This is a genomic window from Mordavella massiliensis (assembly GCF_016902415.1).
GTDB lineage: Bacteria > Bacillota > Clostridia > Lachnospirales > Lachnospiraceae > Merdimonas > Merdimonas faecigallinarum.
Map to the genome: position 1 here is coordinate 1 of NZ_JACJLV010000036.1, position 21,721 is coordinate 21,721.

General features: G+C 48.9%; 23 protein-coding genes and 1 tRNA gene. 21 read left to right on the top strand and 3 right to left on the bottom strand.

Features of this window, described 5'->3' with window-relative positions; genetic code table 11:
• From H6A13_RS10045 to H6A13_RS10075, 7 genes are all read left to right on the top strand, one after another.
• The coding region (locus H6A13_RS10045; protein WP_204909457.1) for a DeoR/GlpR family DNA-binding transcription regulator at positions 1-779 on the top strand (779 nt) is incomplete at its 5' end.
• A 41-nt stretch (positions 780-820) separates the two neighbouring features.
• A complete protein-coding gene (locus H6A13_RS10050; protein WP_204909458.1) occupies positions 821-1,672 on the top strand; it encodes a class II fructose-bisphosphate aldolase in 852 nt (283 codons plus the stop codon).
• Between the two features lie 63 nt (positions 1,673-1,735).
• Entirely contained in the window at positions 1,736-3,253 is a 1,518-nt protein-coding gene (gene xylB, locus H6A13_RS10055; protein WP_204909459.1) for a xylulokinase, read from the top strand.
• A gap of 3 nt (positions 3,254-3,256) precedes the next feature.
• Positions 3,257-4,306: a galactitol-1-phosphate 5-dehydrogenase gene (locus H6A13_RS10060; protein ID WP_204909460.1), complete on the top strand. Its 1,050-nt coding sequence runs from the start codon at positions 3,257-3,259 to the stop codon at positions 4,304-4,306.
• A gap of 9 nt (positions 4,307-4,315) precedes the next feature.
• Positions 4,316-5,248: a 1-phosphofructokinase gene (pfkB, locus tag H6A13_RS10065; RefSeq protein WP_204909461.1), complete on the top strand. Its 933-nt coding sequence runs from the start codon at positions 4,316-4,318 to the stop codon at positions 5,246-5,248.
• A 76-nt stretch (positions 5,249-5,324) separates the two neighbouring features.
• Positions 5,325-6,122 carry an N-acetylmuramoyl-L-alanine amidase gene (locus H6A13_RS10070; RefSeq protein ID WP_204909462.1) on the top strand — a complete coding sequence of 266 codons (798 nt, stop codon included), beginning with the start codon at positions 5,325-5,327 and terminating at the stop codon, positions 6,120-6,122.
• 128 nt (positions 6,123-6,250) lie between these two features.
• Positions 6,251-6,496, top strand: a complete 246-nt coding sequence (locus H6A13_RS10075) for a hypothetical protein (protein WP_204909463.1) — start codon at positions 6,251-6,253, stop codon at positions 6,494-6,496.
• Here H6A13_RS10075 and deoC read toward each other — a convergent pair.
• The gene (gene deoC, locus H6A13_RS10080; protein WP_204909464.1) at positions 6,473-7,129 is read right to left on the bottom strand and encodes a deoxyribose-phosphate aldolase; all 657 of its coding nucleotides are present in this window, start codon (positions 7,127-7,129) and stop codon (positions 6,473-6,475) included. The genes H6A13_RS10075 and deoC overlap by 24 nt on opposite strands.
• A 127-nt stretch (positions 7,130-7,256) precedes the next feature.
• Here deoC and H6A13_RS10085 point away from each other — a divergent pair, with 127 nt between their 5' ends.
• From H6A13_RS10085 to H6A13_RS10150, 14 genes are all read left to right on the top strand, one after another.
• Positions 7,257-8,021 (top strand): radical SAM protein, encoded by a 765-nt coding sequence (locus tag H6A13_RS10085; protein WP_204909465.1) that lies wholly within the window; start codon positions 7,257-7,259, stop codon positions 8,019-8,021.
• Positions 8,022-8,069: 48 nt separating this feature from the next.
• On the top strand, positions 8,070-10,448 hold the full coding sequence (locus H6A13_RS10090; RefSeq protein ID WP_204909466.1) for a pyruvate formate lyase family protein: 2,379 nt from the start codon (positions 8,070-8,072) through the stop codon (positions 10,446-10,448).
• A gap of 75 nt (positions 10,449-10,523) precedes the next feature.
• Positions 10,524-11,435, top strand: a complete 912-nt coding sequence (murB, locus tag H6A13_RS10095) for a UDP-N-acetylmuramate dehydrogenase (RefSeq protein ID WP_204909467.1) — start codon at positions 10,524-10,526, stop codon at positions 11,433-11,435.
• Between the two features lie 2 nt (positions 11,436-11,437).
• On the top strand, positions 11,438-12,319 hold the full coding sequence (rapZ, locus tag H6A13_RS10100) for an RNase adapter RapZ (protein ID WP_204909468.1): 882 nt from the start codon (positions 11,438-11,440) through the stop codon (positions 12,317-12,319).
• A gap of 8 nt (positions 12,320-12,327) precedes the next feature.
• Positions 12,328-13,209 (top strand): DNA-binding protein WhiA, encoded by an 882-nt coding sequence (gene whiA / locus H6A13_RS10105; RefSeq protein WP_204909469.1) that lies wholly within the window; start codon positions 12,328-12,330, stop codon positions 13,207-13,209.
• A gap of 16 nt (positions 13,210-13,225) precedes the next feature.
• Positions 13,226-13,483, top strand: a complete 258-nt coding sequence (locus tag H6A13_RS10110) for an HPr family phosphocarrier protein (protein ID WP_204909470.1) — start codon at positions 13,226-13,228, stop codon at positions 13,481-13,483.
• 94 nt (positions 13,484-13,577) lie between these two features.
• Positions 13,578-14,540 carry a YegS/Rv2252/BmrU family lipid kinase gene (locus H6A13_RS10115; RefSeq protein ID WP_204909471.1) on the top strand — a complete coding sequence of 321 codons (963 nt, stop codon included), beginning with the start codon at positions 13,578-13,580 and terminating at the stop codon, positions 14,538-14,540.
• Positions 14,541-14,640: 100 nt separating this feature from the next.
• Positions 14,641-14,712: transfer RNA gene (locus H6A13_RS10120), tRNA-Glu, on the top strand.
• Positions 14,713-14,812: 100 nt separating this feature from the next.
• Complete coding sequence (locus tag H6A13_RS10125) at positions 14,813-14,986, top strand: hypothetical protein (RefSeq protein WP_204909472.1); 174 nt, start codon at positions 14,813-14,815, stop codon at positions 14,984-14,986.
• Positions 14,987-15,329: 343 nt separating this feature from the next.
• Positions 15,330-16,502: a hypothetical protein gene (locus H6A13_RS10130; protein WP_204909473.1), complete on the top strand. Its 1,173-nt coding sequence runs from the start codon at positions 15,330-15,332 to the stop codon at positions 16,500-16,502.
• 46 nt (positions 16,503-16,548) lie between these two features.
• The gene (locus H6A13_RS10135; protein ID WP_204909474.1) at positions 16,549-17,463 is read left to right on the top strand and encodes a restriction endonuclease; all 915 of its coding nucleotides are present in this window, start codon (positions 16,549-16,551) and stop codon (positions 17,461-17,463) included.
• Positions 17,464-17,576: 113 nt separating this feature from the next.
• Positions 17,577-17,819, top strand: a complete 243-nt coding sequence (locus H6A13_RS10140; protein ID WP_204905148.1) for a type II toxin-antitoxin system Phd/YefM family antitoxin — start codon at positions 17,577-17,579, stop codon at positions 17,817-17,819.
• On the top strand, positions 17,816-18,193 hold the full coding sequence (locus H6A13_RS10145) for a type II toxin-antitoxin system death-on-curing family toxin (RefSeq protein WP_204909475.1): 378 nt from the start codon (positions 17,816-17,818) through the stop codon (positions 18,191-18,193). The genes H6A13_RS10140 and H6A13_RS10145 overlap by 4 nt, the downstream gene beginning before the upstream one ends.
• A 643-nt stretch (positions 18,194-18,836) precedes the next feature.
• Positions 18,837-20,210, top strand: coding sequence for a PhoH family protein (locus tag H6A13_RS10150; protein ID WP_204909476.1), 1,374 nt, complete (start codon positions 18,837-18,839; stop codon positions 20,208-20,210).
• A 308-nt stretch (positions 20,211-20,518) separates the two neighbouring features.
• On the opposite strand, the gene H6A13_RS13330 is transcribed toward H6A13_RS10150, so the two are convergent.
• Entirely contained in the window at positions 20,519-21,187 is a 669-nt protein-coding gene (locus tag H6A13_RS13330; RefSeq protein WP_243424780.1) for a beta-galactosidase, read from the bottom strand.
• Positions 21,188-21,200: 13 nt separating this feature from the next.
• Positions 21,201-21,617 carry a beta-galactosidase gene (locus H6A13_RS13335; RefSeq protein WP_243424781.1) on the bottom strand — a complete coding sequence of 139 codons (417 nt, stop codon included), beginning with the start codon at positions 21,615-21,617 and terminating at the stop codon, positions 21,201-21,203.
• Positions 21,618-21,721 lie beyond the last annotated feature (104 nt).

Sequence of the window (21,721 nt, forward strand, 5' to 3'; positions counted from 1 at the left end):
CCATAGAGAGGCGCAATCATATTCTGGAAAAGCTGCAGAAGGAGAAGCGGGTTGTGGTCAGTGAGCTGAGCCGTACGTATCAGGTGTCGGAGGAAACGATCCGTCGGGATCTGGAGAAGCTGGAGAATGACGGCCTGGTGATCAAAAGCTACGGCGGGGCAGTGTTGAATGAGCACAGTATTTTTGATCTGCCGTTTAATATCCGCAAGAACCAGATGGTGGTGGAGAAGCAGCGGATGGCGGATCTGATCGCGGATCTGGTGAGGGACGGCGAGGCGCTGATGCTGGACGCAAGTTCCACGGCGGTTTATGTGGCCAGAAGGCTGAAGAGCAAGAAGAAGCTGACGGTGATCACGAATTCCGTGGAGATTATTGTGGAATTGTTTGACGTGCCAGAGTGGAATGTGATCTCCACCGGAGGCGTGTCGCGGGAGCGTTCGTTTGCACTGGTGGGGCCCAATACGAACCGGATGATCAGTTCCTACCATGTGGACAAGGCGATCATATCCTGCAAGGCCGCCAATATGGCCACAGGTATGATGGATTCGGACGAGCAGGACGCCTGCAGCAAGCGGCTGATGCTTGGCGCGGCCAAGGAGCGGATCCTGGTGGCGGATAATTCCAAATTTGACAAGATGGCATTTGCCAAAGTAGCGGACTGGACGGAGCTGACAAAGGTGGTAACGGACCGGGAGCCTTCCAGAGAGTGGCTCCGGGAGTTTGAACGGCTTCGGATCGAGTGCGTTTACCCGGGGAAAGAAGACGGGAAAAGTAAATAAAACAAGAAAATAAAAAACAAGAAAAACAGGAGGACAAAGAAATGGCATTGGTAACTTCAAAACAGATGCTGGAGGATGCCCAGAAGGGCGGTTACGCAGTAGGCGCATTCAATGTGGAGAACATGGAGATGGTAAAGGCAGTGATCGCTGCGGCAGAGGAGATGCAGGCTCCGGTCATGCTCCAGACCACACCGTCTACGGTGAAATATGGCACGCTTGAGACCTATTACGCTATCGTTGCCGCAGAGGCAAAGAAGGCAAGCGTTCCCGTATGTCTCCATCTGGATCACGGCAGCAGCTTTGAACTGGCGGCACAGGCTCTGCGGGCAGGCTACACTTCTGTTATGATCGACGGATCCCACGAGGATTTCGAGGGAAATGTGGCAGTGACGAAGAAGGTGGCCGACATGGCAAATGCTATGGGTATCCCGGTAGAGGCAGAACTTGGAAAAGTAGGCGGAAAGGAAGATGACCTGGAAGCTGAGGCAGACACCAACACCGATCCGCAGGAAGCAAAAGAATTCGTAGAGCGTACAGGCGTGACCTCTCTGGCCGTGGCGATCGGAACTGCTCACGGTTTCTACAAGACCACACCGGTCCTGGATAAAGAGAGAGTTTCTGAGATCAAAGCGGTAGTCTCCGTACCGCTGGTACTTCACGGCGCATCCGGATTAAGCGACGAAGATGTAAAAGAATGCGTGCAGAGAGGCATGTGCAAGGTAAATTTTGCGACAGAACTCCGGGCTGCCTATACAGACGCAGGCAAAAAGCTGCTGGAAGAGAAGCCGGAGACATTTGACCCGAAGAAATTTGGCGTTGTGGGCATGGAGGCAGTCAAAGAACTGGTAAAAGGCCGCATGAAAGTCCTGGGCTGCGAAGGTAAAGCCAGATAAGGAAAACCTTCAAAGGCAAAGCCAGGTAATATAAGGCAACACGACAGAAAGAGTGGGAAGTTTATGAAACAATATTTGTTAGGTATCGATATCGGGACCAGCGCCTGCAAAACGGCTGTTTTCGATGAAAACGGACACGTGCTTGCCTCTGGAAGCGGGGACTATCCGGTCTACTATCCCAGGCAGGGATGGGCGGAGCAGAACCCGGAGGAGTGGTGGGCGGCTGTCTGCCGCGCCATCAAAGAGATGCTGGAAGCAAGCGGCATCCGCCCGGAAGATATTGCGGGCATCGGCATCGACGGGCAGAGCTGGTCGGCCATACCGGTGGATAAAGAGGGAAATGTCCTTGCCAATACCCCGATCTGGATGGATACCCGCGCGGCGGATATCTGCGAGGAAGTAGGCGCAAGGATCGGAGAAGACCGGATCTTCCAGGTCTGCGGCAATCCGTTTAAGGCAACTTACACGACGCCCAAGATCCTCTGGTATCAGAGAAATCTGCCGGAAGTCTATGAACATACAGATAAAATCCTGCAGTCCAACAGTTATATCGCCTATAAGCTGACAGGGGAAATGACCCAGGAATTAAGCCAGGGTTACGGTCTCCACTGCTTTGACATGCGAAAAGGTGTGTGGGATCTTGAGATGTGCAGGGAGTTTGGCATCCGGGAAGATCTCCTTCCGGACATTTACCCGAGCCACGCGATCATAGGAACGGTAACAGACCGTGCGGCTGCGGAATGCGGCCTGATCTCGGGTATTCCGGTGGCGGCAGGAGCGCTGGACGCAGCCTGCGGCACCCTGGGAGCCGGAGTGGTGCATCCGGGCGAGACCCAGGAGCAGGGCGGACAGGCCGGCGGCATGAGCATCTGCATCGATGAATATAAGGCGGATCCCAGACTGATCTTAAGCTATCACGCGGCCGCCGGACAGTGGATCCTGCAGGGCGGCACTGTAGGCGGAGGCGGCGTTATGCGCTGGATGGAGCAGCAGTTTGGGGATTATGAAAGAAGCCGGAAGGCAGAACTTGGAAAGAGTTCCCTGGATCAGTTCAACGATCTGGCAGGAAAAGTACCGGCAGGAAGCGACGGCGTGGTATTTCTTCCTTATATGTCCGGCGAGCGGTCCCCGATCTGGGACCCCAACGCCAAAGGCGTATTTTACGGGCTGGATTTCAGCAAGACCAAGGGACATTTCATCCGAGCGGCCATGGAAGGCGTAGCCCTGTCTCTTCGCCACAACCTGGAAGTGGCAAAAGAGGCCGGCGCAGAAGTCAGTGTGCTCAGAGCCATGGGAGGATCGGCGAACTCCCTTCTCTGGACCCAGATCAAGGCGGACGTGACCGGCAAAGAGATCCTGGTGCCGTCATCCGATACGGCTACGACTCTGGGAGCGGTGATCCTGGCAGGCGTAGGCATCGGCATGTACAAGAGTTTTGAAGAGGCAGTGGACAAAACCGTGGAGATCAAACGGTCCCACAAACCAGATCCGGCCCATCGGGAAGTCTATGACCGGAATTATGAAACGTATTTAAAATTATATGACCATCTGAAAGATATTATGGCGGAAAGGAGCAGATAAGAAATGAAAGCAGCAGTTGTATGCGCAAATGAAGACGTACGTTATATGGATTATGAAGAGCCGCAGGTCACACCCGGCACTGTAAAGGTTAAGGTAAAAGCCTCCGGTATCTGTGGGTCCGACATCCCCAGAGTCCTGCATAACGGCGTACATTTTTATCCGATCGTACTGGGACATGAGTTTTCCGGCGATGTGGTAGAGGTAGGAGAAGGAGTGACCACCATCAAAGTGGGCGACCATGTGTCCGGCGCGCCTCTGGTTCCCTGTATGAAATGTGACGACTGCCAGAAGGGAAATTTTTCCCTGTGCAAGCACTACAGCTTTATCGGTTCCAGACAGCAGGGAAGTAACGCGGACTATGTCGTGATCCCGGAGCAGAATGCGGTGGTCTATGATCCCAGCATTTCCTATGAGCAGGCGGCTATGTTCGAGCCTTCCACCGTGGCCCTTCACGGCGTATACCAGAACCAGTACCAGGGCGGCGGCTACGTGGCAGTTCTCGGCGGCGGCACCATCGGCATGTTTACCATGCAGTGGACCAAAATCTTCGGCTCCAAAAAGGTTGTGGTATTTGATATCAGCGAGGAACGTCTGGAACTGGCAAAACGACTGGGCGCTGACGAGGTGATCAATACCACAGAGGAAAATTATATGGAAAAGGCCATGGCCATCACAGAAGGCAAAGGATATGATTATGTATTCGAGACAGCAGGACAGGTGCCCACACTGAAAATGGCATTCGAAGTGGCTGCCAACAAAGCGCATGTGTGCTGCATCGGAACACCCCATGCAGACGCGACATTTACACCGGCCCTGTGGGAGAAGATGAACCGCAAGGAATTCTATCTGACCGGTTCCTGGATGTCCTACAGCGCGCCGTTCCCGGGCAAAGAGTGGAAGCTGACGGCCCATTATTTTGCCACAGGACAGCTCAAATTCGATCCGGGATTCATTTTTAAGAAAATGCCCATGAGCCAGGCCCAGGAAGCATTTCAGATGTATAAAACACCGGGGCTTGTACAGGGCAAGATCCTGTTGATGAACGAAGAGTAGGAGGCTGTTATGATACTGACCGTAACATTAAATGCAGCGATCGATAAGCGGTACGTGGTGGAAGAGTTCCGGGAAGGAGAAGTCAACCGGGTAAAGGAATGCGCCTATGTGCCGGGAGGAAAAGGGCTGAATGTATCCAAGCCGGCGGCAGTCGCCGGGGCGGAAGTTGTGGCTACGGGATTCGTGGGCGGTCATGCGGGTAATTACATCGAAGAATCCTTAAAGGCCTATCATGTCACAGGAGATTTCTATCATCTGGAGGCGGAAAGCCGTTCCTGCATCAATATCTGGGACGAAAAAAACCAGAGGCAGACCGAATTTCTGGAACCGGGCTTTACCGTGACAGAAGAAGAATTTCAGGCCTTTGCCGAAAAATTCCGGGGGCTGGTGGAACAGGCGGACGTAGTGACCATGTCCGGCAGCGTGCCCAAAGGCCTGGACGGAACGGCATATCAGCGCCTGGTAAAGATCGTAAAAGACGCCGGTAAGCCGGTGATCCTGGACACCAGCGGGAAACTTCTGACCATGGGTATCGAGGCCTGCCCCACGATGATCAAACCCAACATTGACGAGATCCGGATGCTGACCGGTAAACGCTGCGACCACATGGAAGACATCATTGAGGCGGCAAAAGCAGTGCATGAAAAAGGTGTCGAGGTGGTTGCGGTATCTCTGGGCGCGGACGGGTCCCTTGCTGTGGGAAAAGAAGGCGTGTTCCGGGCGACCGTTCCAAAGATCCAGGCAGTCAACACCGTGGGATGCGGAGATTCCATGATCGCAGGATTTGCCCTGGGATTTGCCGAGGGAGCAGGGCTGGAAGAAACCCTTCGCAAAGCCAGCGCCATTTCCGCGGCAGCCGCACTCCGGGAAGAGACCGGTTTCTTTGTCTTGGAAGATATGGAACAGCTGTACCCGCAGATCCAGATTGAAAAGATCGGATAAGTTCCGGGAAAAAGAATGCACACAATACCCCTTTTTCGCATACGTTAAGATAGAACGTAGGGAAAGGGGTATTTTTATGCCATATTCAATCATGCTGGATGCCGGACACGGCGGAAAAGATCCGGGCGCCGTATCCGCAGGCCGCCAGGAGAAGGACGATACACTCAGGCTTACGCTGATGGTGGGAGAGATCCTGCAGGACAGAGGGGTGGATGTGGAATATACCAGGACCACAGATATCTATGAGACGCCGGTGGAGAAGGCGATGGAAGCCAATGCGGCAGGAGTGGATTACTTTGTTTCCATTCACAGAAATTCTACCCCGGATGAAAAAGGACCGTCCGGAGTGGAGAGTCTGGTCTACGATCTCTCCGGGGTGAAGTATGAGATGGCCCAGGACATCAACGAACAGCTGGAAGCCGTGGGATTCGTGAACCGGGGCGTGCAGGCAAGGCCCAATCTTGCGGTGCTCCGGCGGACGAAAATGCCGGCAGTGCTGGTGGAAGTGGGATTTATCAATTCCGATACAGATAATCAGCTGTTGGATGAAAATATGCGGGATATTGCGGAAGCCATCGCTGAAGGGATCCTGGATACGCTGGAGTATGAAGGGGAACTGGGCGGAGGAACTGCCGGAACCTTGCAGGGCGGCCCTCATTACCGGGTGCAGGCGGGCGCCTACCGGAACCGGACCTATGCCCAGCGGCTGATGGAAGAACTGATGGAGTATGACATTCCGGCTTATATCGATGACTCTGGTCCGTTCTATCTGGTGCAGATCGGCGATTACCGGAATCTGGATGAAGCCGCGGCGATGGAGCAGAGAGTAAAACGGGCCGGATACCCGGCGGTGATCGTAAAGCTGCCTTCCTGACGTGCGCTGCAAAGGAAGATTTAACATAATTTTAAAGGGAATCTTTATATGGGCTTAACACTCCTGGACTATACTATCCTCAGAAAAGGAAAAAGAGGAACCTGTCTGATTCCGGGGAGGGAAAGAACATGAGAGAATTATGGGAACTGACACAAAAATTTTGCAGAAATGAAGATGTGGAAGCAGTATTTCTTGCGGTGAATATCGTCTGCTGGACGGCAGGCACACTTCTGGCAGGGCTGGCGTTCTGCCTGATCACAGGAACCGCTGTCTCGCTTTGCCTGACAAAGCTGATGTGTGCCGCCATCTATATGGGTCTGATCGTCGGCCTGGCCGGCGGGATCGTATATTTATTCCGCAGAAGAGCACAGTAGTTTCACTGCGGAACTGGTGCCGATCCGGCTGCATCCCGCCTGGATAAAGGCTTCTAAGTCTTCCCGGGTGCGGATTCCCCCTGCGGCTTTGATCTTGACCGAAGAGCCGATGTGCTCTTTGAATAATAAAATGTCTTCCATCGTGGCGCCGGCTGTGCCAAAACCGGTGGAAGTTTTTATATAGTCAGCTCCGGCTTTTGTGACGATCTCACAGAGCCGGATTTTTTCGTCTCTGGTCAGATAGCAGGTCTCCACGATCACCTTTAAGATCCGGCTGCCTGCGGTTTCTCTGAGGGCGCGGATCTCCTCGTACACTTTTTCAAAATCCCGGTTTTTCACATCTCCCAGGTTGATCACCATGTCCAGTTCGTCCGCCCCGTCCCGGAGAGCGGTCCGGGCTTCGCAGACTTTGACCTCTGCAGGATTGTAGCCAAGAGGAAAGCCGATGACAGTACAGATGGGAAGTTCCGGTCCAAAAGCTTCCCTTGCTCTTTTGACATAAGAAGGAGGAATGCAGACCGAGGCAGTGTGGTAAGAGAGGGCCTCTTTACACAGTGCTTCGATCTCGTCCCAGGTACAGACAGGTTTCAGAAGCGTGTGGTCGATATACTGCAGCATTTCCTTTGTTTCCATAAGTAACCTCCTCGTCGAATACATTATCTTTATTGTATCTCCGGATCAGAAAAAATGTCAACAGAACTTATTGACATTGAATGGTCATATGGTATAATACCATTAAAGATAGAAAATGGGGGATATCATGACTTTAAAACTATTTCAAAAAGGATTTAATTATTCCCAGGACGGCCAGGGAAACCGGCTGGTCTATCATCTCCAGGGCTGCAATATGACCTGTCCCTGGTGCGCCAATCCGGAGGGGATGCCGATGGAGGGGGCCATGATCCGGGAAGCGGGGAAGTCTCCCAGGCTTTCCTGTAAAGTATACGAGACAGAAGAGATTTTAAGGGAGGCGGTAAGCTGTGTCCCCATGTTTTTTGACGGGGGCGGCGTAACCTTTAGCGGCGGGGAAGCCACCTGCCAGTTTGAGGCCCTCAAAGAAGTGCTGACAGAGCTTCAGAAAGCCGGGATCCACACGGCTGTAGAGACCAACGGCACCCACAGGAGACTGCCGGAACTCTTCCCCTGCATCGATCAGCTGATCATGGACTGTAAGCACTGGGACGCAGAGCAGCACCGGAAATACACCGGCGTCCCGTTTTCTGTGGTATATGCGAATCTAAAAGAAGCGGCTGCAAAGCATCCCAGGGTGGATATCCGGACGCCTCTTATCGGCGGCGTCAATGACAGTGAAGAGGATGTGGCACATTTCCTGGATCTCTACGAGGAACTTTCCGGCCCCAATGTGACCTTTGAGTTATTGAAGTATCACGAATACGGCAGGAAGAAATGGGAAGAGTGCGGATGGACCTATGCCATGGATGAAAAGGCACATGTAACTGTGGAGCAGATGAAGGATTTTCAGGAAAAGATCCGCGGAAGAGGACTTACTTATAAAAAGAGTTGATACAAAGGCTGACCAGAATCAGAGGAGAAAGAAAGGAGCTGCAAAAAAATGGAGATCAAAGCAGTATGGAATGCAGATAAGATTACGGAACTTGCAAAGGAACGGTTTCAGGAAGAGAGAAGTTTAAACCATCTGGAGGGATGGTTCCTGGCAAAAGAGATCCAGAGAGAGTGCGACCAGAGATTTGAAAAAGATCCGGACTGCATCCGGATCGCTAAGACGCAGGTGGAAGTGATGAAGCGCATCCCGCTTTCCATCGGGGATTATCATGTGTTTGCGGGAACACAGGACGATTCCTTTGCCAGATCCTATGCGCTGATCAATCCGGCATTTACAGTGGATTCTTTTTCCGGCTACTGTGATCCGGTGGCAGTATTTGGAGACATTGATCCGATCGGCGATCTTACGAAAGAACGGATCGAGGATCTGCGTGAATATAATAATCATACCAGGTTTGCCGATGCGCTCCGCCATGCCTACGACCTGGCGGGAGAGGATACCAGTGAGGCGATTTATTTCATCGAGCAGGTAACCGGGCATCTGATCCCGGACGTGCGGCCGCTGCTTGCGGAAGGCACGGCAGGCGTGCGGGCAGGGATTGAGAAAAACCAGGCGGCCTGCGAAGACGACAGAAAGGATTACTTTGAGGCGATGAAGATTGCCCTGGACGCCCTGGACATTCTTGCGGACCGTTACCGCGCTCTGGCAGAAGAGAAGGAGAAGAACAGCGAAGGAGAGGCAAAAGAGCGGTACCGCCTGATGAAAGAGACGCTGGAGAAAGTGCCGGCGCACGGAGCGTCGAATCTTTTCGAGGCGATCCAGTCGTTTATCCTGATCTGGCAGACCATGTGTCTGGAACAGACGCCCAATCCCTTTGCCTTTTCCGTGGGAAATGCGGACAGGATCTTTGAGCCCTACCGGGCAAAGACCAATATGAGCCGGGAAGTGGCGGCAGCCCTCTTTAAGCACCTGCTGGTCTTTTTCAACGTGGCGGACAGAAGCTGGGCCATTTCCCAGAACCTGCTGATCGGCGGCAGGAATGTGGAGGGAGAGGATCTGACCAATCTTACCTCCTATGCGCTTCTGGATGCCTATTATGACATGAACCTGCCCCAGCCTATTTTGTCGGTCAAGCTGCATAAGAATACACCCAAAGAACTGTATGAGAGTCTGGGAAGGTTCTTCTTTACTCCGGGATGCCTGACCCCGTCCCTCTTTAATGACGACAGCCTCTTCCCGATCCTTGAGGCACACGGCGTGGAGACCGGGGATCTTGCGGATTATTCAGTGGCAGGCTGCCAGGAGCCGCTGATCATGGGAAAGGATAACGGCAATACCACCAACAGCTGGCTGAACCTGGGCAAGATCCTGGAACTGTGCATCAGCGGAGGCGTGTCCACTGTTACCGGAAAGAAGCTGGGAAAGACGGATGAAGAGAACGGCTGCCACAGTAAACTGGAAGTGCTGCAGAACATCCGGCAGATCTTCTATCAGAATGTGGATGAATATGCAGACCGGATGGTACGGTCCGCCAATGCGGCTTCGGAAGCCATCGGAATCCTGCAGGTACCCTTCTTGTCTACGATGATGGGCGGCGCAGACTCCGGCATCGACGTCAGGGACACCAGAAAGCAGGGAACCCGCTATAACGGCAGCGGCTGCCTGATCCACGGCCTGTCCGTGGTGGCAGATTCCTTTATCGCCATTGACACACTGCTAAAAGAACGTCCCCAGGATGCGGACCGGCTGGCGGAAGCGCTCCGGACCAATTTTGATAAGGACCCGCAGATGCATGAGTATCTGATGAACTGCAAAAAATTTGGAAATAATGAGGCACAGGTGGATCTGGAGGCGCAGGAGATCGCCAATCGAGTGGCAGACATTGTGGCTTCCAAGAAAAATTATCTGGGCAATCCCTTCCGGCCTGATTTTTCTACACCGTCCACCCACCTTCTGTACGGCTACTGGGTGGGGGCGACGCCAGACGGACGCAAGTCCAGAGATATGCTGGGTTACGGCGTGGACCCGCTGTACGGTGAAGCACATTCCGGACTGGGATTCCGGGTGCTTTCCGGCATGAAGCTTCCTTATGAGAAGATGAACGGCGGATATGCTTCTCATTTTGGCATCAATCCGGGATATTTCCGGGCAGATACCCTGGAAGGAAAGGGCGTGGAATTCCGGGATAAGATCATCAATCCATTGTTCTATAATCCCTGCAATCCGGGCATCCAGCCCTTTTATCTGTATGTCAATGTCACCACGCCGGATATGCTCCGGAAGGTATTGAAAGAACCAAAGAAATATGCGCCCAGCGGGGTCTATATCATGCGGATCCACGGGACATTTGTCAATTTCCTGGATCTGTCTCCGGCGATCCAGGAGGATATTATCACCCGTCTGGATATGGAGTCTACCAGCCTGTAAATTTTTTAACATTGAATTTACCGGGGTTTTAGTGTATGATTGTCCTTGAAATGAAGAAATAGACCGGGGTGTTTTATGAATCAGAAGTTTTACGAAAAACTGGCAGAGATCCTGCCGGAAGAGAGGATCAGGACCGACGAGCCGATGAAAATGCATACCACGTTCCGGGTGGGCGGTCCGGCGGATTATTTCCTGATGCCGGAATCACCGGAGGAAGTGCAGGAACTGGTCCGGCTGTGCAAAAAAGAAGAGGTGCCTTTTTATGTGATCGGAAACGGCAGCAATCTTCTGGTGTCCGATCAGGGATACCGGGGCGTGATCCTGCAGATCTACCGGAATATGAGTCAGATCCGCGTGGAAGGAAATGTGCTTAAGGCGCAGGCGGGAGCCCTGCTGTCGGCCATCGCGGCCAGAGCCTATGAGAACAGCCTGACGGGATTCGAATTCGCGGCGGGAATACCGGGAACGATCGGCGGCGCAAGTGTAATGAACGCAGGAGCCTATGGCGGCGAGATGAAAGACGTGCTCCGGAAGGTGACGGTACTTTCCGGCGACGGCGAGATCTTTGATATCTCAAAAGAGGAGATGGAGCTTGGCTACCGGACCAGCATCATTTCCAAAAAAGGATACATTACGCTGGAGGCGGAGATCGAACTTACGCCCGGAAAGCAGGAAGAGATCAAAGCGGTGATGGATGATCTTCGGACCCGGCGGACCACGAAGCAGCCGCTGGAATATCCCAGCGCGGGCAGTACCTTTAAGAGACCGGAAGGGTACTTTGCCGGAAAACTGATCCAGGACAGCGGCCTTGCCGGATATCAGGTGGGCGGCGCCCAGGTGTCGGAAAAGCACTGCGGGTTTGTGATCAACAAAGAGCATGCCACGGCTGCGGACATTGACAGCCTGATGAAACAGGTGTCGGCAATCGTAAAGGATAAATTTGGTGTAACATTAGAACCGGAAGTGAAAAAACTGGGAGAATTCTGAGAATGAGACTTGTGATCATTACAGGAATGTCGGGGGCGGGGAAAAGTACCGCCCTTAAGATGTTGGAGGACGTAGGATATTTTTGTGTAGACAATCTGCCGGTCCCGCTGATCCCGAAGGTTGCGGATCTGTGGAAGGCGTCCGGCACAGAGATCAGCAAGGCGGCTCTGGGAGTGGATATCCGCAGCGGCCAGACGTTTCACGAGCTTCACAAGGTGCTGGACGAACTGGACGGGGCGAAGATCCAGTACGAGATCCTGTACCTGGAGTCTGAGGACGACGTGCTGATCAAGCGTTATAAAGAGACCAGACGGTTCCATCCACTGTCAGGCAGCCAGGGACGCATCGAAGACGGCATCCGGGAGGAACGAAAGAAACTTCAGTTTCTGAAGGAACGGGCGGATTATATCATTGATACCAGCCACATGCTGACCAGAGAACTGAAGACAGAACTGAATAAGATATTCGTCCAGAACAAAGAATATAAGAATCTCTACATCTCCGTCATGTCTTTTGGGTTTAAATACGGGATTCCGGCTGACGCGGACCTGGTATTTGACGTCCGTTTTCTTCCCAATCCCTACTATATAGACCAGCTGCGGCCAAAGACCGGAAATGACCCGGAGGTGCGGGATTATGTGATGAGCAGCAAGACTGCCGTAACATTTCTTGAGAAGCTGACAGATATGGTGGAGTTCCTGATCCCCAACTATATCCAGGAAGGGAAAACCCAGCTGGTGATCGCTGTGGGGTGTACAGGAGGCAAGCACCGGTCGGTAACACTGGCCAACGCCTTATATCAGGCTCTTTCAAAACATGAAAATTACGGGATCCGGATCGAACACCGGGATATCGGAAAAGATGCGGTGACGAAAGCAAAGTAGGGATGAACATGTCATTTTCTGGAAAAATCAAAGAGGAACTGGCCGGACATCTTGCAAAAGCCAGACACTGTAATCTGGCGGAACTGTCTGCGCTTGTGGAGATGACGGGAGAATTCCGGACCGGGGAAAATGGAAGATGTGCTCTCCATATCCACACGGAAAATCTGGCAGTCGCAAGAAAAGTCTTTACATTATTGCAAAAAACATTTAATATAAGAACGGATATCGTCGTTCGCAGGAACGCGGTAACAGGCAGCAGTAATTATCACATCTATGCCGGAGGCAGAGAACTTCTGGCGGTCAGACAGGCAATTGTGCAGGCAGTATGCTGTAAACGTGCATATATCCGCGGTGCATTTCTGGCGTCCGGATCCATGAGCGATCCCAGTAAGGCGTATCATTTTGAGATCGTCTGTGAAGAAGAAAAGCAGGCGGAACACTTGAAAGATCTGATCAACAGCTTTTCGCTGGACGCAAAGATCGTAAAGCGCAAAAAGTCGTATGTGGTCTATCTGAAAGAGGGTTCCCAGATCGTGGACGTTCTCAATGTGATGGAGGCGCATGTGGCGCTGATGGAACTGGAAAATGTGCGGATACTCAAAGAAATGCGCAATTCTGTCAACCGGAAGGTGAACTGTGAAACTGCCAATATCAACAAAACCGTTTCGGCTGCCGTAAAGCAGAAGGAAGATATCGTGTATATCAGAGATACGATCGGTTTTGAAAAACTGCCGGAGGGCCTGCGGGAAGCTGCCCTTGCGAGGCTTCAGTATCCGGACGCTCCGTTAAAAGAACTGGGAGCGATCCTTGAGCACCCGGTAGGGAAGTCCGGGATCAATCACAGACTCAGGAAACTGAGCGAGATGGCAGAGAAGTTAAGGGAACAGTAAGGAGGAGCATGTAGTTATGATTAGAAGACCAGTGATTATTCAGAAGGATATGGATAAGGAAGATCATCCAATCGCACTGTTGGTCCAGGAAGCCAGCCAGTATGACAGCCAGGTGTATATTGAGGTGGATAACAAGAAGATCAATGCCAAGAGCATTATGGGCATGATGAGTCTGAGGCTGGAAAAAGGACTGAACATCACCGTTGTAAGCGACGGCAGTGATGAAGAGGCTGCGGCATCCGGAGTGGAAAATTTCCTGGCAGCTCAGGCCTGATGACATTTGAACCAATACATAATAAGCAAGAGAAGGGCATGTACATGCCCTTTTTTGAACGATAAAGAAAACAGCACGGGAAGGAGGAACCAAAGTGAAGCGTTTGTTATTTATCTATAATCCGCGGGCAGGAAAGGAACTGTTGAAGCCAAAGCTTTCAGATATTGTAGATATTTTTGTAAAATCCGGTTATGAAGTGGTGATCTATCCGACGCAGTCCTACCACGACGCATATAAGAAGGTGCGGAAATATCCGGTGGAAGATTTTGACCTGGTAGTCTGCAGCGGAGGAGACGGTACCATTGACGAAGTAGTGACCGGCATGATGAAGCGGAGCAGGAGAAATCCCATCGGCTATATTCCTACCGGCACCACCAATGATTTTGCCAACAGCCTTCATATTCCAAAGGATCTTCTGGGCGCAGCCGACAATGCGGTAAACGGCGCAGTATTCCCCTGCGACGTGGGAAGATTCAATGACGGGACCTTTGTATACATTGCGGCTTTTGGCCTCTTTACCGACGTTTCTTATGAGACAAAGCAGGGAATGAAAAATGTGCTGGGTCACCTGGCCTATGTGCTGGAGGGGACAAAGCGGCTCTTTAACGTGCCTTCCTACCGGATCAAAGTCACCCATGACGGAGAAGTGATCGAAGATGAATTTATCTATGGCATGGTGACGAATTCCCGTTCAGTAGGCGGTTTCCGGAACATGGTAGGAAAGCAGGTGGTCTTTGACGACGGCCTCTTTGAAGTGACGCTCATCAAGACGCCGAAAAATCCCATCGCCCTGCAGGAGATCATCGCGGCCCTTCTGATCGAACAGGTAGATACGAAGCATATGTATACCTTCAAGACCGGCAGGATCGAGTTCGAGTCCCTGGAAGAGATTTCCTGGACGCTGGACGGAGAGTATGGAGGAAGCCACGACAAAGTTGTGATCGAAAATCTGAATAAGCAGCTGCAGATCATGGTTCCCGAAGAGCATATCCGGGAGCTGATGGCGAATCCGGATGAATATCAGCCGGAAGAAAGCGGGGCGGAAGAAGACTTGTAGAAAGTTCGAAAACCGGGGCCCTGAAAAAATAAAAAAATTTTAAAAAAGTACTTGCCTAATTAGCATTTGTCTGCTATACTAGGCAAGTACGATATGACATGGCTCCGTGGTCAAGAGGTCAAGACGCTAGCCTCTCACGCTGGAATCAGGGGTTCGATTCCCCTCGGAGTCACTTGAAAAGCCCGTTTTTACGGGCTTTTTTCGTATCTGAAAAACGAAAGCGTGGTTATTTTTGTGGTTTGATGATAAGATAAAAAGAAAGAGTGATGGATATGGCATTAGCACAGGCGACAAAATCGCATGAAACAACTTATACATTGGATGATGCAATGGATATTCTTCTTACGAAACTGGATGATGCCATTCATGATATGGAGGCTGGCAGAGTGCAGACGATAGAGGAAGCGTGGAAAGAGATTGACGAAATAGAAAGCCCTGACAGTTAACAGTAAAACTGCCAGGGCTTTTTCGCTGGTAAAATGAATTTTATAATGACTGGTCTGTATCACTTGGTGGAGATATGGTGCTTGTTGATCAATGTATATGTTGACTCGTTTGATCTCTTTAATGTTTCCCAGAAGCCGGATATATGCAGGTATGGGAAAGTAGAGTCCTCAGCAAGAGCGTTGCCCCGTGAAATGAAAATAACAGATTTTCTGTTTTGGTATTACCAGGGTGGATCTTGCTCTTTGAAAAATATTGGTTCCATGATAAAATTTAAGTATGTTTATGGTTTTGTTTGCTCATAAAACATTGATGGTATAACAATTATAAAATAGAGGATGAAGCATGAATAATATTATAAAGTTGAATAATGAAAGAAAAGAAAATGAAATTCTTCAAATAATGAAAGATACTTCTATATTTCCGCTTGTTGAAGAAACAGAAGTTGGAATTGCAAATTATACGCCCATACCGGTTTCAAGGCTTGCTGCATATGGCACTGCTTTTCAGCCACTTGTCACAGCAATTCAAACGATTGCTGGTGGGGCTGGAGGAAGTGGTATTTACTATGTCAATACAGCCGGAAAGACAATGTTTCAGATGAACGGAACAAAAAACTTTATTGGTTCATTACAGACTGCTACTGGTAAGGTCGGGGGTGGGCAGGCGCAAATAACACCACTTGCCTGTGATCCCTCGATGCTCTTTATGGCAGCGGTTTTGGCAAATATCGAAAAGAAGCTAGACGTTATTCAGGATATGCAGAGGGAGATGATGGGTTTCCTTGTTCAAAAAGAAAAAGCAGCATTGAAAGGGAATTTGTTTTTTCTGTCAGATGTACTTAATAATTACAAGTACAATTGGGACAATACGATGTATAAGAACAACAATTATATGAAAGTTCTAGATATTAGACAGGAAGCTGAAAAGGAAATCGCTTTCTACCGTGAGCAGATTATTTCTATGGTGAATAAAAGATCCTTGATACACAGTGACCAAACAGTAAGCAAACAATTGCTGTCGATACAAGACTATTTCAAGGATTATCAGCTAGCCCTGTATCTGCTTGGTTTTTCGTCTTTTTTAGAGGTAATGCTACTGGAGAACTTTGCCGCAGATTATTTGGCAGATATTTCTGCCAAGTTGGACAAATATTCTTTTAAATATCGAGAACTTTACTCGAAATGCTATAATGAGATTGAGGGATATTCTCAAACATCTATGGAAACATCAGTACTCAATGGGATTGCAAAAGCAGCCATATCCGCTGGCAAGGTAGTTGAGAGGATTCCAGTAATTAATAAGGGGCAAGTTGATGAGACTTTTATTGTAGTTGGTAATAAAATAAATAAGCTCAATAGCGATAAATTAGGAAAGCAAATGCGTTCCCTTATTGAACGGCAAAGTAATTCTATTCGTCCATTTATTGAGAGCATTAATGTTGTAAACAAGATGAGTAATCGCCCCGTTCGCTTATTGCTGGATAATGAAAACATATATATTGCTACAATAGAATAAAACAGGAAAGGATTCAAGTTTTAGAGTGAATTTAGGTGATAAGAATATGTATTTTGATACGTTAAATTCCGATGAACAGATATCTTATTTAATTAAACCTATTATTGAAGTGCTTCAGGAAGCAGGCGGTCAGCTGGATCGATCAGAAATCAGAGACAGGATTGGGGAAAAAGACGAGAGGATTGCAGAGTTTGAACAGAAACTGTATACGTCTGGGAAAACCGGAAATCAGTATAAAAAATTTGATTTTAAATTCAATTTTGCAATCAAAGAATTGAGTTATGTTGGGATTATCTCTTATGTAAAGTATAATCCGAAGATTACTCTTACACAAAAAGGGGCAGGTATTATTCTCGATTCTTTCGATGCGGCAGTTGAAGTGCATGATAAAGCCAAAGAGTATTGGACAGAACAGGCTGCTAAAAACAAAAGTAAAAATCCCGTACATGAAAATCCGGCGGCGGAAGACGAAGAGGAAGTTTCGACAGAAGATGGAATTGTAGATGACTTCAAAGTGAGACTGCAAAGTGCGATTGCTAGTATGTCACCGGCAAAGTTCGAGCAGTTTTCCAGAGCACTGCTCACCAAAATGGGAGTCCAGTTTACCAACAAAGGTATTCAGATCTTTAATGATGGCGGTATTGACGGATATGGATATCATGTGGATGAAGAGGATTTCAGAACCACTAGAGTAGTGATCCAATGCAAGAGATATAATACAAATCCGGTAAGTGAACCGGAGATCAATCAGTTCCTTGGGGCAATGAATAAGTTTCAGGCAGACTACGGCGTTTTTATTACAAACAGCAGATTTACCAATAAAGCGCGGGAGGCCGCTAGAGAAGGCACGCCGATCACGTTGATTGACGGAAACGATCTGATCAGATTAGTGATTAAGTATGAACTTTTCATTACGCCTGTCACTACATATGTTTTAGACGACTTCTATTTGGACGATTAGGATGATTAGTCAAATGCCATGTTGAAAGATATTGGAAAATTTAAAAAATAGGTTGTATTTATCCTATTTTTTGCATATAATGCAATTAGAATATTATGAAAAGAGGGATTGATATGATCGTTGATACAAATAATTTGATTTCTATTACAGAAGCAAACCAGAATTTCTCCAAAGTGGCCCGGCTTGTAGATGAAAAGGGTTCGGTTGTGATATTAAAGAATAATGTGCCGCGTTATATGATAGTGGAATTTTCATTAGCAGAGGAAGAGCAGATGGCATCGGATGAGGATGTCATGGATATTTCCAGACGTTTGATTGAAAAGAACCGTCAGGCTTATGAGGTGCTTGCTAAATGATCCGATTATCCAAAGCACAGGTTATTATGATTCATAAACAACTCATAAAAGAGACGGGCGGAGCATCAGGCCTTCGAGATGAGGGGCTGTTGGAGTCCGCATTAAATACTCCGTTTCAGACGTTTGGCGGGGAGGATGTATATCCGTCTCTACAACAGAAAGCAGCAAGACTATGTTTTGGACTTGTTAAAAATCATCCGTTTGTAGACGGAAATAAGCGGATTGGCGCACACGCTATGCTGGTGTTCCTTGCACTTAACGGTGTGGAGTTGCAACATTCACAGGAAGAGCTTTCTGATATCATTCTCCAGGTTGCGGCAGGCGAAATCGAGACAAAAGAACTTCTGAACTGGATTCTTCTTCATCAAATATAAATTGACAATTATGGATATACAGTCATTAGGTACACGGCCTGATGACTGTATTTTTTACAATTTAACACAGTAAAAGCGTCCGGTTTCTTTTCTATAACATTTCTCTTATAATGAATTATGTTGGAACAGGTCCGCCTATCACAAAGGCAAAACACAACAAAAGAAATAACACTTCTCCTGGTTGAGGTTATTGTATCACCAAACAGCAAATTAGTCACTCAACGCATAGTAGAATCGGCTTAAATACAAGAGGACTGTGAGTTCACTTTGATAAATAAGATGTTTACAATACGGGATAATAATTGCTGTCAAAGCATATAATATAATTTTGAAATAGAAAAATGCAACATGTTGCAAAAATCTTTTGCAGAGAGGTTTGATCAAGGTAATTACCGGTATCTGCCGATGTGGTAAATCTTATTTACTGAATAATCTGTTTTATCATGGATAAGCTTTTCACTAAATAGTCAAAGAAATAATTGGAGCACACAGAAAGAGGGCATCGCACAATCATCCGCCTGATGATTGTGCAGGTGCCCTCTTTTTACGTTGGTTTTACATTAGGCGGATAGAAGATATAACAATAAAAACGTATAGTAAAAATAGTAAGATTCAAAAAAATAACTACGGGAAGGAAATCTGAATGGGAAAAATCTATGTGCTTGATACCAACGTCCTGATCCAGGCGCCATATGCACCGGCCTGTTTTGAGGAAAATGAAGTGATACTTCCGCTGGTGGTTCTGGAGGAGTTAGATAATCTGAAGAAAGACGAGGGAGAGCGGGGAGTTAATGTGCGCCGGGCGATCCGTTTTCTGGAGCAGATGCGTGCAAAAGGGAATCTGCTGGACGGGATCAGGATGGAAAATGAGGGCATCCTGAAAGTAGAGAAGAATTACCTGGATGTGGAACTGCCGCCAGATCTTCCCGATTATAAATCGGACAACCGGATTTTAAAAGTCTGTAAAGGACTGTCACAGTCCAGAGAAGAGCAGGTCACTCTTGTGACAAAGGATATCCTGCTTCGCATCAAGGCGCAGATCCTGGGAATCCGGGCAGAAGATTTTACCACAGAACAAGTGGGAGAGCATGAGACGCAGTATCAGGGCAGGATTCAGGTGTATGTGCCGGAAGAAGCATTTAAGGACTTTAAGAAAAAAGGGATCGGCACAGAACTGGCTTATTGCATGGATGAAGACGGGAAAGCATGGACGCCGGAACTGTTTGAAAATGAGTTTGTAATTTTGAAGGCTGATCAGTCCCATAAAAAGACCCAGCTTGGAAGAGTGGAGAAAGGGATGATCCGGAAGCTGGATTACAGGAAAAGTACGCCTTACGGGGTGAAGCCAAGAAACGCCGGGCAGTATTTTATCCAGGAAGCGTTGATGCAGCCAGCGGAAAAGGCGCCGCTGGTGATCATCAAGGGGATTGCCGGGACCAGCAAGACTTTTTATTCTCTGGCTGTAGGACTGGAGAAAATGTTGAACCACTATACCGGGGAGTACCGGAGGATTCTGATCTGCCGGCCAAACGCGCAGTTTGATTCGGAAATAGGTTTTCTGCCGGGCAATGAGCAGGAGAAGATTTCCCCTCTCTTGCGCCCGGTGATCGATAATCTGGAACAACTGGTAGATTCCGATGAAAAGGAAAGGTACAGCAGCGAGGCGGAACTGTCCGGGAAAATAGAAGAAATCTTTGAACGGGGGATTATTCAGGCAGAAGCTATGAATTTTATCCGAGGAAGATCTATCGTAAAGACTTATCTGATCATAGATGAAGCGCAGAACATGACGCCTGCCCAGGTAAAAGGAATTATTACCCGGGCAGGAAAAGATACGAAGATCATCCTCCTTGGAGATCCGGGTCAGATAGACCGGCCGTTCCTGGATGAACGGACAAATGGACTGAGTTATGCGGCGGAACATATGAAGGGAAGTCCGCTCTGCTGGCAGATCACTCTGACGCCGGATGAGTGTGAGCGGTCAGAACTGGCCGTGGACGCAGTTCAGAGATTATAGATATATTTCATAAACAGGTTTCACAGTTACATTTATTAATCTCCGGGCGAAGGTTCGAAGTCCGATCTCCCAGGTGCTGTGATTGCAGAAATTATCGTTGATCATATCTCCGTTAATAAAGGCAGACCCGATATCGCCGGTATAGTCCACACAGAGCAGTGCGTCTTTGAGACCGTCCATAAATCTATCGGGGAAAGAGAGTTCATATTTGGTGCGGGCGGTCTGAGTGATGCGGACCGGTATCTGGCGGGCATTTGTATCAGCTTTCCACAGATCGAATATGGTGTTGTCTGTTTCCAGAAGTTTTGTTACGCGGAAGAGTTCCGTTTCTTTTTCTGTGCAGCACTGGTATGTATGTCACCCTGATCCGTGACAGCCTTATCTTCAAAGTGGAAGACGGGATTCATGCCTTCCGGTTTCAGGAATATAAAGACCGGCTCTTTTTGATCGGAAAGAACGGTAATGGGCTGCGTGGTTGCGGTTACCAGGTCAATGCCGTTCAGATCCATATGGAACGGCAGAATGCAGTTTTCTTCAGGAGCCAGACTTATCCCGGAGAAGGTGATGTCCTCCCCTGTCATATGCAGAACGACGGTTTCATTTGCTTTTGCTTTTGTTTCCATGTGATCCTGGAAATTGTTCAGGAAGAGATACCCGCTGTGGCCGTCTGTGCGGACGGCAAAACGCAGGGTGTCCGCGTCCGAAGGATCGATCTGCGACGCCCCTTTCGGAAGTACGGTCTGCATATGGCAGAATGTTTCTGCAAAAGTCCGGCAGAAGGAATGGACGGATTTTAGCCGTTGATACGATTCGCGGATCTGACCGAATTCACCAAGCGCCGCCTGGTAGTCATAGGAGATTTTCGGACTCTGCGTCTCATTCATAAAAGTCCCGTGTTTTCCCTTCGGATTGGAACCGCCCTGAAACATATAATATCCGAGGAAGTTGCAGCCGGACGCCAGCTTGATATTAGCCATGGCGTCAATACTTTTATAGGGGAGAATAAAGCGGTAGTTGTAGGTGCAGGTCATAGAAGGGGGTGACGATGCCGCATTCCTTCGCCAGATCACGCAGTGCATACATATAAGCCTCGCCGTCTTTGTAGAGAAGTCCCTGTACCTGCCCTGCAATCTCTGTATACAGCCTTTTTACATAGTACAGAAATCCATCGTTCAGCTTACGGACTTCAAATGATTTTCCGTAGAGCCAGTCAGGGAGCCCGCCGTTCCGTACTTCGCCGTGGTCGAACGGCCCGATGCGCAGAATGACATAGATATTGTGTTTTTGACAGAGTTCTATAAACTTCCGCAGGTTTTTTCTGCCGGAAAAATCAAACACGCCCTCCTCTTCTTCATGATGGATCCAGAAAATATATGTGGAAATGACGTTAATGCCGCACATTTTCATCTTAATGATCTCATCCTCCCAGCGGCAGTCTTCGCAACGGGAAAATTTACGTTGATTTTACATCAGACGGATAGAAGATATAACAATAAAAACGTATAGTAAAA

Coding starts and splice junctions, on each gene's coding strand:
- H6A13_RS10050 (WP_204909458.1), top strand. CDS start 821: ATGGCATTGGTAACTTCAAAACAGATGCTGGAGGATGCCCAGAAGGGC.
- xylB (WP_204909459.1), top strand. CDS start 1,736: ATGAAACAATATTTGTTAGGTATCGATATCGGGACCAGCGCCTGCAAA.
- H6A13_RS10060 (WP_204909460.1), top strand. CDS start 3,257: ATGAAAGCAGCAGTTGTATGCGCAAATGAAGACGTACGTTATATGGAT.
- pfkB (WP_204909461.1), top strand. CDS start 4,316: ATGATACTGACCGTAACATTAAATGCAGCGATCGATAAGCGGTACGTG.
- H6A13_RS10070 (WP_204909462.1), top strand. CDS start 5,325: ATGCCATATTCAATCATGCTGGATGCCGGACACGGCGGAAAAGATCCG.
- H6A13_RS10075 (WP_204909463.1), top strand. CDS start 6,251: ATGAGAGAATTATGGGAACTGACACAAAAATTTTGCAGAAATGAAGAT.
- deoC (WP_204909464.1), bottom strand. CDS start 7,129: ATGGAAACAAAGGAAATGCTGCAGTATATCGACCACACGCTTCTGAAA.
- H6A13_RS10085 (WP_204909465.1), top strand. CDS start 7,257: ATGACTTTAAAACTATTTCAAAAAGGATTTAATTATTCCCAGGACGGC.
- H6A13_RS10090 (WP_204909466.1), top strand. CDS start 8,070: ATGGAGATCAAAGCAGTATGGAATGCAGATAAGATTACGGAACTTGCA.
- murB (WP_204909467.1), top strand. CDS start 10,524: ATGAATCAGAAGTTTTACGAAAAACTGGCAGAGATCCTGCCGGAAGAG.
- rapZ (WP_204909468.1), top strand. CDS start 11,438: ATGAGACTTGTGATCATTACAGGAATGTCGGGGGCGGGGAAAAGTACC.
- whiA (WP_204909469.1), top strand. CDS start 12,328: ATGTCATTTTCTGGAAAAATCAAAGAGGAACTGGCCGGACATCTTGCA.
- H6A13_RS10110 (WP_204909470.1), top strand. CDS start 13,226: ATGATTAGAAGACCAGTGATTATTCAGAAGGATATGGATAAGGAAGAT.
- H6A13_RS10125 (WP_204909472.1), top strand. CDS start 14,813: ATGGCATTAGCACAGGCGACAAAATCGCATGAAACAACTTATACATTG.
- H6A13_RS10130 (WP_204909473.1), top strand. CDS start 15,330: ATGAATAATATTATAAAGTTGAATAATGAAAGAAAAGAAAATGAAATT.
- H6A13_RS10135 (WP_204909474.1), top strand. CDS start 16,549: ATGTATTTTGATACGTTAAATTCCGATGAACAGATATCTTATTTAATT.
- H6A13_RS10140 (WP_204905148.1), top strand. CDS start 17,577: ATGATCGTTGATACAAATAATTTGATTTCTATTACAGAAGCAAACCAG.
- H6A13_RS10145 (WP_204909475.1), top strand. CDS start 17,816: ATGATCCGATTATCCAAAGCACAGGTTATTATGATTCATAAACAACTC.
- H6A13_RS10150 (WP_204909476.1), top strand. CDS start 18,837: ATGGGAAAAATCTATGTGCTTGATACCAACGTCCTGATCCAGGCGCCA.
- H6A13_RS13330 (WP_243424780.1), bottom strand. CDS start 21,187: ATGGCTAATATCAAGCTGGCGTCCGGCTGCAACTTCCTCGGATATTAT.
- H6A13_RS13335 (WP_243424781.1), bottom strand. CDS start 21,617: ATGAAAATGTGCGGCATTAACGTCATTTCCACATATATTTTCTGGATC.